9 protein-coding genes are annotated in these 13510 nt (G+C 43.0%); all 9 read right to left on the bottom strand.

The window, feature by feature from the left end; genetic code table 11:
* Position 1: 1 nt before the first annotated feature.
* The gene (locus tag Q0502_RS03600; RefSeq protein WP_298647247.1) at positions 2-1246 is read right to left on the bottom strand and encodes a glycan-binding surface protein; all 1245 of its coding nucleotides are present in this window, start codon (positions 1244-1246) and stop codon (positions 2-4) included.
* A gap of 29 nt (positions 1247-1275) precedes the next feature.
* On the bottom strand, positions 1276-3036 hold the full coding sequence (locus Q0502_RS03595; RefSeq protein ID WP_298647245.1) for a RagB/SusD family nutrient uptake outer membrane protein: 1761 nt from the start codon (positions 3034-3036) through the stop codon (positions 1276-1278).
* A gap of 20 nt (positions 3037-3056) precedes the next feature.
* Positions 3057-6239: a TonB-dependent receptor gene (locus tag Q0502_RS03590; protein ID WP_298647242.1), complete on the bottom strand. Its 3183-nt coding sequence runs from the start codon at positions 6237-6239 to the stop codon at positions 3057-3059.
* 469 nt (positions 6240-6708) lie between these two features.
* Positions 6709-7602, bottom strand: coding sequence for an AraC family transcriptional regulator (locus Q0502_RS03585; RefSeq protein ID WP_298647240.1), 894 nt, complete (start codon positions 7600-7602; stop codon positions 6709-6711).
* A 44-nt stretch (positions 7603-7646) separates the two neighbouring features.
* Entirely contained in the window at positions 7647-8804 is a 1158-nt protein-coding gene (gene dnaJ, locus Q0502_RS03580) for a molecular chaperone DnaJ (RefSeq protein WP_298647238.1), read from the bottom strand.
* A gap of 1 nt (position 8805) precedes the next feature.
* Entirely contained in the window at positions 8806-9408 is a 603-nt protein-coding gene (gene grpE / locus Q0502_RS03575; protein WP_298647236.1) for a nucleotide exchange factor GrpE, read from the bottom strand.
* Between the two features lie 171 nt (positions 9409-9579).
* Positions 9580-10116 carry an HD domain-containing protein gene (locus tag Q0502_RS03570; protein WP_298647234.1) on the bottom strand — a complete coding sequence of 179 codons (537 nt, stop codon included), beginning with the start codon at positions 10114-10116 and terminating at the stop codon, positions 9580-9582.
* A 185-nt stretch (positions 10117-10301) separates the two neighbouring features.
* Positions 10302-12728 (bottom strand): TonB-dependent receptor, encoded by a 2427-nt coding sequence (locus tag Q0502_RS03565; protein ID WP_298647231.1) that lies wholly within the window; start codon positions 12726-12728, stop codon positions 10302-10304.
* Positions 12729-13077: 349 nt separating this feature from the next.
* A complete protein-coding gene (locus Q0502_RS03560; RefSeq protein WP_298647228.1) occupies positions 13078-13464 on the bottom strand; it encodes a hypothetical protein in 387 nt (128 codons plus the stop codon).
* Positions 13465-13510: the final 46 nt, after the last annotated feature.

Raw genomic sequence — 13510 nt, 5'->3', positions numbered from 1 at the left:
TTTATATTTGTTTCCTTACAACATTTATTTTTTTATTAAAACGTAGATTGGCCATGGAAAAATCCGTTGGCGCAACAGTGCCTACAGCATGTATATAAGCATAAGTAAAAGTATTCCCTGATTCCATGACAGGATAGCCTCCTGTGGCATTTTTGAACAAATCCACATTAAATGTTTGTGTTATCCATTTGTCATCTGTATGATAAGCAACTCCCGACCTAGCAGGATGCCACTCACGTTCCAAAACTGGCATAGCACGTAAACTATTTATTTGAAGAGTGATGCGATCTTGTGGTGCAATTATTGGGAAATCAGATTTAACCAGAAGCTCATATTTGATTTCATAATCCTGTGGATTCGCTTTCATATCGGCAAAGAACGGATCAGATGTGGGTGCATCAAAAGGATAATTAGATACGGTGACATTGGTACTATAACCGCCAACAGTTCCTTTAATCCGGGAGAAACAAGTCCCCGGAGATATGGGCTTCGGGTCACCCTCCTGCGTACCGTCTGTGGCAAAACCCCTTGTCCAGGGATTTGTCATAAAGTTGGGGCCAATATCCACAATTCTGAAACCAAGGTCGCGGTAGGCCAATTCGATAGGTTCTTCGCCCAGCACTGCAAGAATTCGGGGGCTACTCAACGTGATCTTTGAATTATCGATTGTACCTGTCGGTAAGATAATCTTAACCTCCCTTTCAGTTGTCGATACTATGGTAGCGGGGGTTCCGTTCACTTTTATATCCCCATTTTCGGCGGTGAGGTCATACAACAATAAATTTTCGCCGAGAATAGAAATCTCATCACCGTCATTGCCAAATTCGCAACTGAATCCATTTACAATAAAATCGGGAAAAGTCACTTTAAATGGGAATTCAGTCTCCCCTTTTTCAGTTGTTACCACAACCTTATTGGTTATTTCATCAGGAACATTACCGGGAATAGCCACGACAATTCTGGAGTAGGTAGCATATATTTCTTCGGTATCTACCGACTGATCGTTGAATTTGATTGATATTACTTTACTCAGATTTTCACCATGGATGATTACCATCTGGTTGAAACCTCCTTGTGTTGTATCTCTTTCAGGAGTTTCGACAGGACTAATGCGTGTAATAACGGGAGGTCCATACGATTTGGTCTCATCCACAAAGTTATCGTCATATGTTACAATATCGTCGCAAGCCATGAGGTATATCGTCATCAGGAATATAATTGAGATATATTTAATTATTGTTTTCATATTCAAAAGATTTTAATGTTACATCATTCTTATTGCCACCCCGGATTATTCTCTGTAATGGCTTGATTGGCCAGGAGTTCATCCTGAGGTATGGGATAGAGTAAATGTTTCGACTCTCTCATCTTAATCGTATTTATCTCGTCTACCGTACCTATTCCATTCATCACCCCCAAATAAATTCCCCAACGGATCAAATCCCATCGACGATCGCTTTCATAAGCCAGTTCCATAGCTCTTTCTTCGAGAACAGCCGAACGGAATTCCTCTATCGATTCTATACTTCCGGGTTCAGAAGTCCCCATTGTTTTTATAGAAGCATTACTTCTTGCACGTACTGAATTCAGAGCAGCCAATGCTTCGTTATTCAAACCATCCACTTCATTGGATGCTTCTGCAAAAATCAATACCAGATCGGTATAGCGAAGTAAAGGGAGCATAGCATCGGTTCTGGTGAGAGAACGATCGGTAACATCCGTATATTTAGTTACATAAGCCAGATAGTTTTCACCTATCGAAGATCCATACGAACGTCCATCATTGAAAGGTGGCACCGGATCACCAACTTTATTCCCGGCATTATCTTTACCGGTAGCCTTAATTCTCCATTCTTCGGTATTGGGATAAAATGCCCCTCCATTCCAACTCATATCACTTTGGCGAACATATCGATGCATAACCCCTTCCACAATGCGCAGATCCTGATCTTCAAATAATTTATACCAATGATCTCTTAAACCATGCGATAAGCCTCCTCCGTTTGGTACGTATCCATTCACAATCTGACCGGAATATGCCCTTGCAAAAAGAGCTCCGAAATAATCATCGCCCGATTTTGTCTGTAAGGCAAAAAAATGCTCCTTACTGTTTCTTCCTGATTTTTTCCAAAGTGATTCGTATGGAAGTAATTCATGATCACCGTATTGTTTGTCCATCACTTCTTTTGCAAGATCCCTCGCGAGAGTGTAATATTGAATATAGTCAAAAGATTCATAACCGGCCACAAGTTGCTTCTGAATGAATAATCTTTGCGGTTGTGTAAGTTCTTTTGTAGCACCGTTCATAACAAAAGGTATACCCCCTCTTACATATACTGTACCTGATGGCATTGATGCAGAACCAATGGTTGCATACACTTTCGCCAATAAAGAGGCTGCTGCCCCTGCAGAAACACGGCCCTCCTTATATGAAGAATTTGTATTTTTATAGATCATCTCTTTTGCATTAGACAAAAGATTTATGATATGTGCATATACTGTCGGTATTGACTGACGGGGTTGATTGGGATCATTTCCTTGATTAATGGAAGTTTTAAAAATGGGAACTGCCCCATAAGCACGTACCAACAGAAAATAACCATAAGCCTGCAGAAAATAGAGTTCACCCAAACAATTATTCTTCGCGACTTCAGTAACATTTTTCATTTCCTCAATATGGTAAATTGCTTCATTGGTTCTGTTGATCAGATCATAACTGAGTTTCCATACTGCATCCGATTGATTGTTTAAGCCTTGAAAGTTACCAGCGCCTAGTTCACTGAAAGCCCAGCTCGGACCGGTTACATAATCATTATCGAGTTCCAGACAACGGGGAAACTCGTCATACACATACATACGGGATAGTCCGTTGTAGGCACCCATAACCCACATATCAGCCCCTTTGTCTGAATCTTCAATGTGTTCATTGGTTATTTTCGAATAGGTATTTACATCCAAAATATCACTGCATGAAGAAAAAAGTAATAGCGTGAGCAGAAGATTAAATATAACTGCCGGTTGGATATTTTTTTTCATCTTTATATCATTTTTTTAAATTAGAACTGTACTTTTAAACCGAATGAGAATGTCCTGCTTGTAGGATAAGAATAAACATCCACTCCTCGCCGGGCAGGATCGTCTCCAAAAGCATTTACATCCGGATCATACCAACTATAGTCAGTTATGGTCAACAAATTACTGGCACTTGCATTTAGGTTGATACTATTCACACCTTTTAGGAATCGTGGCTTATTAAAAGTATAGCCCAAATTAATATTTTTCAGGCGCACATAGGAACCGTCTTCCACATACCGGTCAGAAATGAGCCAGGTTCTTTTTGCCTGATTCGTAGCTTTGGGCCACCAGGCTATATCTTTTGTTTCGGGAGTCCAGCGATAATCATACACTGTCTGGGGTATATTGGTTGTATTAAAAAGCGTAACATTCATAAGGTTTCCATTAAAAATATCATTTCCCATTACACCCTGAATAAAGAACCCAAATGTAAAGTTGTTCCATTTAAAATTATTGGTCACCCCAAATGTATAATCAGGGTTTGTGTTGCCAATGACGTGTAGCCCTTCTTTATATTTGATCTCACCGATCATCGACTTGACCACATTGGCACTTGCTGACGCATAGGTTGGGTCGGCTCTCACCTCAGCCTCATTATCATAGAACCCGTCTTCTACATATCCGTAAATTGCCCCAATTGGTAACCCATTCCGTTGTATGAAAACATTATCGGCCTTATACCAAAGGCGACTGGAAAATTGATCTGCCGATAATCCGCCTATCCTGTTCCTGTTGAATGACAAATTTGCGTCAATGCTCCAATTAAAGATTTTATTTTGAATTGGAATATAGTTTACCGATAACTCTAAACCTTCATTGGTCACATAACCACTATTGATAATTTGAGAAATATAGCCAGTTGATTGAGCTGTTTTTATATTCTGCAATAGATCGTTTGTCTTTTTATAATAGTAATCGACAATAAAGTTCAAACGATTGTTATAGAACCCGAAATCAAGTCCAACGTTATACTGGTCGGTAGTCTCCCATTTTAAGTCGGCGTTGACAACATGGTCACTTACAAAACCGCTATATTCTGATCCCCCAAGTGGATAGTTGGCTACACGCATGGTGTATAATGTCTGATAATCGGAAATAGCCTGATTGCCTGTTTGTCCATAGCTCAATCGAAGTTTCAAATTATCAAACACATTTAAATTTTTAATAAACGGTTCTTCTGAAATTCTCCAAGCAAAAGCACCGGATGCAAAATTAGCATATCGGTTGTCAGAGGTAAATTTACTGGATCCGTCACGTCTGAAACTGGTAGTAAAAATATATTTATCGTTCAATACATAATTAATACGCCCCAACATTGAAAATAGTTTACTTTCAAATTTAGAGCTGACCAGACTACCGGGGACTAACGCTGCACCCATATCATAGTTTTCGGTAATGTCAGTGGGAAACTGGGTTGCCTGCATTGCCTCTGCACTACTTACCCTATGTTCGTAAGTGACAGCTGCTACGGCATTCAAATTATGGATTTTCCCGAAAATACGATTATAGGTCAGCATTGATTCTGTCACTACATTTGACTGTCTATTGTTACTTAATCCTCCGTTACCGTTCACTTTGTCTATTGCACCCTCTCCTGTATCACGGTTATAATAAGTACTACGTTGGTTTTCAAAACTACTCAATCCCAGGTTTTGACGAAAAACCAGGTTTTCATGCAGTCGTACACTGGCAAATGCCGATGAAAACACATTCTTACTTGATAATTCATTTTTTGCTGATAACACATAAGTACGAGGGTTTGCAGATAACCAAAGTAACTCATCGCTCTGAGAAAAATCACCATAATAAATGGTCGACGGATAGAGTAATGCAGAGCGAAGAATACTATAATCCAAAGAGTTCCCTTTGGCGAAGTCGGTCGTAGAATTGGTATAACTGAGATTTAGTCCGACAGTAATATTTTTAGAAATATCCTGACTAACATTCGACCTTAGAGTATATCTTTCAAATCCGGTGCCTTTAATGATACCATCCTGAGTGGTATAATTACCTGAAAAGGTATAATTTCCCCTGTCTGTTGCACTTGATATAAGCATGTTGTATTCTTGAGAACTTCCTGTCTGAAAAATCTGATCCTGCCAGTTTGTTCCTTCTACCCATTGTCTCCAGACACCGCCATTGGCATCTACACCTTCTTTCCAACCCGGGGATAAAAAATCTTCGGGTGAAGGATTATACCTAGCGCTTAAAAACTCTCCATTACTTGATTCAAATTTCCATGTGCCGGGTGAGGGGTATACATACTGGGTGAAAGGAGAATCGTCATACAATAATGCATTATCTTGCTGCTCATTACGGTACAATGCATAATGATAACCATCAAGAACTGGTATCCGTTTACGAATAGCAGAAGTACTCAGATTGGATGTAAACTCGATCCGCGGCTTTCCCTTTTCCCCTGACTTTGTGGTAATAAGCACAACTCCATTTGCCCCACGTGAACCGTAGATAGCTGTGGCCGAAGCATCTTTCAAAACCTCTATAGATGCAATATCATGCGGATTGATGAATGAAAGTGCATTAGAAGATGCTTCGAGGCTCCCATCCGTATTTTCAGCACTTCTGGGGGTTGACGGCGCTTCAAAAGGAATCCCATCAACAATATAGAGAGGTTGTGTATTTGAGGAGAATGAATTCGTACCCCTGATTTGCATGCTAATCCCGGCACCGGGAGCACCGTCATTTTGATTAACCATTGTACCTGCAATACGGCCCTGTAATGCCTGATTGATGCTCGCAGCCGGATTACCTGAAAGGATATCATCGGCCTTTACTTGTGCAACCGAACCGGACAGATCTCTTTTTCTCATAGATCCATATCCTACAACCACCACCTCATCCAATAATTCAGTATCCTCTTCCATAGCAATAGTCAGGCTGGAACGGTTACCGACACTGACTTCAAGCGTCTCATACCCGATACTGGACAAAACCAGTACCGGATCTCTGGTGATCACATTCAGGGAAAAATTTCCATCGACATCGGTAATTGTACCGTTTAAAGTTCCTTTTTCAATAATATTCACACCGATCATCGCAGAGTTATCCTTACTGTCCGTCACGGTACCGGTTATCCTGCGCTGCTGTGCCATTAACGAGAGGCTCATTGTAAGAGCCAGAAATAACATCATCACGTTTTTCATACGATTATTTCATTTTTTCATTTCGGTGTATGGAACGTTTCTGAACCAAGACTTTTAGAGTCAAGCAGGATTCACACCCGTTTCATACGATTTAAATTATTATTTAACAAAAGTTGCATATCGGCTACAAAGATATATTAACGTACTATGCGAACACAAGTATTATCTTATCCGATAACGATACTTTCTTAATCAATGCTTCCGTTTTCCCAGAATTTTTTCCGAAAACAAAAAAGGTACTATATTTGCCTGTATTAAAAATAATTATAAATTATATCCACAGCCATTCATTATTAAAATGAAGATGACTATAGGATTACAAAATCAAAACAAAAGTACTATAATGGCGAGATTTAAGATATCATTTTATCTTATAATGGTACTTTTTCAACAGAAAAATTCCTGTAAAAAAAGAAAAATAGTTTTATAAAGATGTGATGAAAAGGGTTAGAATTATACAAAAAGGGAGTCAGATGATCATTTTTGTTTTTCTGAAATTTTCACGGAATTCCTTCGGCGGACAGCTTTTCCTTTTCTTAAAAATACGATTGAAATTAGATAAATTATTGAAACCGCATTCATAGCAAATTTCGGCGATGGTATTGGTTGTATCCACCAAAAGCCTTGCAGCGTGTCCCAAACGGATATCTATAATATAATCGGATACTGTTTTTCCGGATCTTAACTTAAAAAAACGGCTCAGTGCCACGGGGGTCATCCCTATAATGCCCGCGAGGTCCTCCAACCGTATTTCCTCTTTGTAATGGTTATTTATATATTCATGTATTTTGCGCACACGCCGGCTGTCGGAATTCTCATCGATATGGGCAAAAGAAGTGCTCGCCAGTGTACGGTAATTATCACACAGGGAAAGTTCATACAGAATGGTCAGCAGTTTTATCACTGCATGAAATCCCGATCTCTCGGCAGAAAGCGTATCAAGCATGGGATAAATCTTCATAATGGTTTCCATCGGAAAGTTAATTCCTTTCTGCGCACTGTTGAGCATCTTCCGGATACTGTCGAACTGGTTCTTATGGAGGAGATTACCAAAAAAAAGATCCTTGGAGAACTGGATGGTTATCTCCCTGATCTGTTTCGAGGTACATTGATACTGTTCCCATACATGCTCCAACTCCTCACCGGCGATAAGCGTAAGGTCGTACTTGCCGATGATCTCGACGGAGTCGCCCACGATGCGTCTTACCCCTCCGGCATTTTCAATATAATTGATCTCGAACTCGCTATGGGAATGCAAAGGATAGGTGAATTCCGATTTCCTCCGGTCGGCAATATAAAAGCAATCCTTATCTGATAAAGGGGTAATCTCATGTATGATATGTCTGTTGTCCGCATTGCTCATCGACACCTACCGCTTATATAGTATAGTTATCTATAAAGATTGTACTAATCGAACATTTTCTTGAATTTATCGAATACACTTCTCCGTACTGTTTTAGAGGGAATAAAATTCTCCGACTTATCCATCTCCTGCATCCACTTCCGCTCTTTCTCAGTCAGGTTTTCCGGAACATACACATTCACATTGACCAGTTCATCTCCTTTGCCGAAACCATTTACCGAAGGAAGGCCTTTATTTCGCAAACGCAATACTTTTCCCGGTTGTGTACCCGGCTCGATTTTCACTTTGGCTACTCCATCGATAGTGGGAACCTCCACCGTACCGCCAAGGGCAGCCATGGGGAAACTGAGGAACAGATTGTATATCACATCATTCTCGTCACGGATCAGGTCCGGATCCTGTTCCTCCTCCACGACGATCAACAGGTCGCCGTTCACCCCTCCTCTCCGGGCAGCATTCCCCTTTCCGGACATGGATAGTTGCATCCCTTCGGCTACACCGGCAGGTATCCTGATAGACAAGACCTCTTCATCACGCACGATCCCTTCACCGTTGCAATAAGTACATTTTTTGATGATGGTCGTCCCCTCTCCGTTACAGGTGGGACAGGTGGAGGAGGTTTGCATCTGGCCGAGAATGGTGTTTGCCACACGGGTCACTACGCCCGAACCGTTACAGGTAGTACAGGTGGAGAACGAATTCCCGTTTTCAGATCCGTTACCATTGCAATGGCTGCAGGAAACATATTTCTTCACCTTGATTTTCTTCTCCACACCGTTAAGGATTTCTTTCAAATCCAGTTTCACCTTCACGCGAAGATCGGATCCCCTGTTCACCTTTCTTCCCCGCTGGGAACTGCCGAAGCCGCCGAAACCCCCGAAACCGCCAAAGTGGCCGCCAAAGATGTCTCCGAATTGAGAGAAAATATCCTCCATGGACATGCCTCCGCCGCCGAAACCGCCGGAAGCGGCTCCACCCACGCCTGCATGGCCGAACTGGTCGTACCGGGCGCGCTTCCTCTCATCACTCAGGACCTCATAAGCCTCTGCCGCCTCCTTGAACTTCTCTTCCGCTTCTTTATCCCCGGGATTTTTATCGGGGTGATACTGGATAGCTTTCTTACGGTAAGCTTTTTTTATTTCTTCGGCAGTAGCTGCTTTGGGTATCCCCAGTACTTCATAAAAATCTCTTTTTGCTGCCATCTTATTCCCCCACAATCACTTTCGAAAAACGGATAATCCTGTCGTTCAGCCGATAACCTTTCTGGAGGCAATCCACCACTATTCCTTTCTGCGACCCTTCAGGCGCCGGGATAGTAGTTACCGCCTCGAAACTGTCGGCATCGAACGGCTGTCCGATTGCTTCGATTTCATTCACTCCGTGTTGTTTCAGGAAAGCGATAAATTTCGAATAAATAAGGTCCATCCCTTCGAGCATGGCTTCTTTGTCTTCCGTCTTATGCAATGATTCAAGTGCCCGTTCAAAATCATCAACAAGAGTAATAATATCAAGCAAGACCCGTTCTCCTCCACTTTTGATGAGTTCAGCCTTCTCTTTTAACGTACGTTTACGGAAATTATCGAATTCGGCATTCAAACGAAGATAACTATCATTCAGTTCATCATATTTTTGCCGGAGGTTGTCTATTTCTTGCTGATGCTCCGCTGATTCCTCAGTCGCTTCAACCTCTTCCGGCCCGTCTGCCATTTTGTCTCCGGACACTCCGTTTAATGTCTCTCCCTGACCTTTGGTCACCTTTTCATCCCTCTCTTCGGGATCTATATTCCCTTGATCGTTGCTTCCCATATAATTGTTTTATTTTTTTCTATGAAATATTTTAGAGCCTGGAACATTCCAAATTTTCATCTCTGTTTGATGAGATGTCTTGATTCTTGGCTTATTCTTTAAAATCCTGAACCGATAATTCTATTGCAAATAGTTTGCCAAAAATAAAAAAAGCGGAGTGAAGACCCCGTTTTAAAGAAAGATTTCGCACCATTCGTCAAATACCTCTACCTGATGCCATCCGTGACTGGCCAGGTTCTGTCTGATCTTCTTTATCGGTTTTTCTTTTCCTAACTGCGATTTGGAGAAAAATTTATCGGCAAAACAGATAATTTTCTCCTCTAAGCTCTGCGGCCGCATATCCCTATAGGGAATCGGCAGTTTCCGGTTGATAATGGTCTCCAGACTTAATCCGGTACCTGTATGCCTTTCACACACCAATCCATGTCTGGGATAACCTTCCTCCGTAAGTAATTCACGCCCCAGGTAGCCGTGGCAAATATAGGGATAACTGCCTTCACAGGCAATATGGGGCGCTTTTGTAAGGAAAATACCGATATCGTGAAGCATTCCCGCCTCCTTAATAAACCGGACATCCACCGCCAATTCCGGATGTTTCTGGGCGATGGACAGGGATTTATTTGTCACATCCGTCACATGCGACATATAGATATCATAGAGTTTTGTCCCTGCTTTATAATATTTGTCGATAATTTTCTGTGTATCCATAAAGTCAGCAAACAAATTGCCATCACAGGATTTTCTGAACAACCAGCATCTTGTGTTACAAAAGTAATATAAAAAGGTGAGATGATAAGGGGGATAATATAGTATTTATCCGGGCTTATTCCCGGCAGGGAGAAACCCGGATAAAATCTGTTTACTCCCGGCGAATAACCGGGGGCATGGCAAGCCTACAAATTACCGAACCGGATACCAAAGTTGATGGTACGCGGCAGCGAGGAGCCGTAAATGTAAGCGGCATCGCGGTACACACCTCTGTCGTAATCGTTCTGTATCTGGTTGAAGATATTCTTCACACCGGCGAAGAACTCCATTGTAGTCTCTTTGCCCAAATGGAAATCATAGGAGAATAACAGGTCGGCCACCAGAAAACTGCGGGTTCTCTCTAACCTTTCTCCTTCTATGATGTAACCGTTATTGATTGCGGTCTCTACCCTTTCCCGATCAGCACCCTCAAAGTCATCGGCATAGAGACCGAAGTGTGGAACATCCATGGGTCCGGTATAGTTGAGCGAAAAAGAGGCATTGAAGTGATGGGTCGGTTTCCAGACAAAAGTAGCGTAACCGTACTGACTGGGGGTACGCATAAAATTCCTTGATACGCTCTCTTCCTGTTCCCCCCAGGCCTGGACCGTTTTGTAGTGGCTGGACTGGAAAGTAAAACCGAGCTGTGTCTCCAGTTGAGTGGACAGGAACGATTTCCATTCGAGATTAACCCCGGCCACGTAAGCGCCATCTTCGGCATTCACCCTCTCGTAGTAAAAACCACGTGACTCATCATCCTCGTCAATCAGCGCATACTCATTGGCGAACGGGTCATTCAACAACGTATAAAACCCTTCTGCCAGAAAATCGTGATAGGTACCTCCCCAATCGAATACAGAGTTGAAAGAGGCAGTAAAAGCATTGGAGGTCTCTTGTTTCAGATCAGGAGCATTCCGGGTCTCCACCCGTGTGGCGTTGACCAGGTCGACATGAAGGTCTTCATTAAAGATCTGCGGAGCGCGATAGCCCCTGGCATATCCCACACGGAAGCGTAAATCGGGTGTCAATTTATAGAGCACCCCTACACGCGGTACCAGTACCCCGCCGTTTGGATCGTCCCCCACACTTTCCGTATCTTTGATCCAATAGTAGTCGTAACGCAATCCCAGGGAGAGGTTCACTTTCTCCGATTTCCAGTCCTGCTGGACGAAAGTACCCAGCGTATTTACATACTGGTCGATAAGGGTGGTATTCTCTTCTCCTCCGGCGCCTAATTTCACATCATGCAGGTTGTCGTTGGTATTATCGATCCCCAAGACGGTAGTAGAAGGAGCAAACAGGAACCAGTCGTTGTTTAGATTGTACTGTGCCCCTACCGAAGAAGTCAGGTCCTTTGTATCTCCATAAGCGTTGGGATCTTGCTCAGCGCCGTAATAGGAAGCGCGTGCCACATGCTGAGCCGACGCATAAAGGCTCAGCTTGTCATACTTGCTATTGGTGAAGAGATCATAGGAGAGATTTCCACCCGAGATAAGGTGGTTGAGTTGCTCGGCGACATCTGCCTCATGGGGAAGATAATCGAGCATATTACCACCCCGCCGGTATTCGCTGATCCGGTACCCATCGAGCCATATCTTGCTTTTGCTTCCCGGTTTATGGAACACATTAAATCCAAATGTTGTATTCTCCATCTCTACCAGCTCACTAAAGCCGTCGCCATTGGCATCATATGCCCCGCGGTTACGCAACATCGTATAGATATATCCGCCCGTTTTCCGGTCGTCGCTCACCACCGACGCGTTGATGTTCAATTGCCCGTCGGCTTTTGTGGTAGAGCCTTCATGTCCACCCACGTTAATTGCTCCGATCCGTCCGTCGATACGGTAGGAGTTCCTGACCGGCTCCTTGGTGATGATGTTGACCGTTCCGGCGATAGCATTCCCGCCAAAAAGGGCCGATCCACCGCCGCGAACCACCTCCATCCGCTCCACCATATTGGCAGGGATCAGTTCCAGCCCATACACACCGGCCAGCCCGCTGAATACCGGTCGGCTATTCAATAGTATCTGTGTATAAGGCCCTTCCATCCCGTTCATCCGTAACTGGGTGAATCCGCAGTTTTGACAGTTGGTCTCCGTACGCAGCCCGGGAGTAAAAGAGAGCCCCTCGGCGATATTCACCGATTGTGTTCGTATCATCAACTGTGGAGAGATCGATGAGACAATTACCGGCGCTTCGGCACGGTTGGTCTGATTACGATCGGCGGTAACCACTACACTCTCTAATAACAGAGGATCCTCCTCAATGACGAATTTAATCTCTTCGGTAGTGTTGGCTTTCGTATTTACTTTCCGGGTTACGCTCTTGTAGCCGATACCGCTGACACGCACCGTCAACTCCCCTACCGGTAGGTTTATTAACTGGAAATGTCCGGTAGCATCAGTCGAGGTACCGATGGTCGTTCCGTCTATCGATATAGTGATATAGGGTACATGTTCTCCTCCGCTCTGCACATCGCCAATAATGTTGGCATCCGTACCTCTCTGCGCTTGCGCCTTTCCCGCAACCACTACGGTAAAGAGGATTATTGCAATAAATATAATTTTTCTCATATGTTTATTAAATGTTTTTGTTGTCTGTTGTATTTTAAAACAAGGAGTAAAGGACCAAGGCCTAGCTAGCCAGGATTCAAGACTGTTGCAGAATAAAGAATAAAGATTTGAAAATTTAATATTCCATTATCATTCAGCTGTTATTCGATTGTTATTAGGAATAATGGGATAGTCGAATATAACAACGAAGTTGCACCACGAGAACGTAGTGAACGAAGTAAACGAAAAATACAAAGCGAATTACGTGTGTAGCACGAGCAGTCTTTTCTCCAAACCCAAAAGTGCGGATTTTATCCGGAAGTACCCACTGCCGTTTTCCGGAAGAGAAAGAAAATAGGGATGATTGAATTTACACAGGTTGTAGATCCATCCTGCAGGTAATGGGCGGGGAGCGGCCCCTGGTTCTCATAGAGAATTCGAGAAACAGGAAGGGGTAAATATAAGAATAGATTCTTTTATGCCCGGTTCTGAAAACCGTGGCAGACAGCGTAACTAACACAAAGAATAACAACTGAAGATGCGCTATAGAAAACAGTTCCGCTGCCGTGTGATGGTGTGTTTTGATAGGAGCCGGATCCTGGCTCTTATTATAAGGGTGAGCATGTAAGATGATCTCACCATTGCTCAACCGGTGGGCATGCAAAAAAACAGCATTGTTTAGGATAAACAATCCGAGCACCACGATCAACAACCGGGCGATCTGTTTTGATATGCTCTTTCTGAATGCCGCTTTCAACTTACTCTAATAAAATATGAGGGTCAGGAAGTACAAAAATACAAAA

This window comes from uncultured Proteiniphilum sp., assembly GCF_937873925.1.
Lineage (GTDB): Bacteria > Bacteroidota > Bacteroidia > Bacteroidales > Dysgonomonadaceae > Proteiniphilum.
The sequence above is the reverse complement of the archived record's forward strand: the minus strand, read 5'-3'. Positions and strand labels throughout refer to the sequence as shown.

Coding starts and splice junctions, on each gene's coding strand:
- Q0502_RS03600 (WP_298647247.1), bottom strand. CDS start 1,246: ATGAAAACAATAATTAAATATATCTCAATTATATTCCTGATGACGATA.
- Q0502_RS03570 (WP_298647234.1), bottom strand. CDS start 10,116: ATGGATACACAGAAAATTATCGACAAATATTATAAAGCAGGGACAAAA.
- Q0502_RS03585 (WP_298647240.1), bottom strand. CDS start 7,602: ATGAGCAATGCGGACAACAGACATATCATACATGAGATTACCCCTTTA.
- Q0502_RS03590 (WP_298647242.1), bottom strand. CDS start 6,239: ATGAAAAACGTGATGATGTTATTTCTGGCTCTTACAATGAGCCTCTCG.
- grpE (WP_298647236.1), bottom strand. CDS start 9,408: ATGGGAAGCAACGATCAAGGGAATATAGATCCCGAAGAGAGGGATGAA.
- Q0502_RS03595 (WP_298647245.1), bottom strand. CDS start 3,036: ATGAAAAAAAATATCCAACCGGCAGTTATATTTAATCTTCTGCTCACG.
- Q0502_RS03565 (WP_298647231.1), bottom strand. CDS start 12,728: ATGAGAAAAATTATATTTATTGCAATAATCCTCTTTACCGTAGTGGTT.
- dnaJ (WP_298647238.1), bottom strand. CDS start 8,804: ATGGCAGCAAAAAGAGATTTTTATGAAGTACTGGGGATACCCAAAGCA.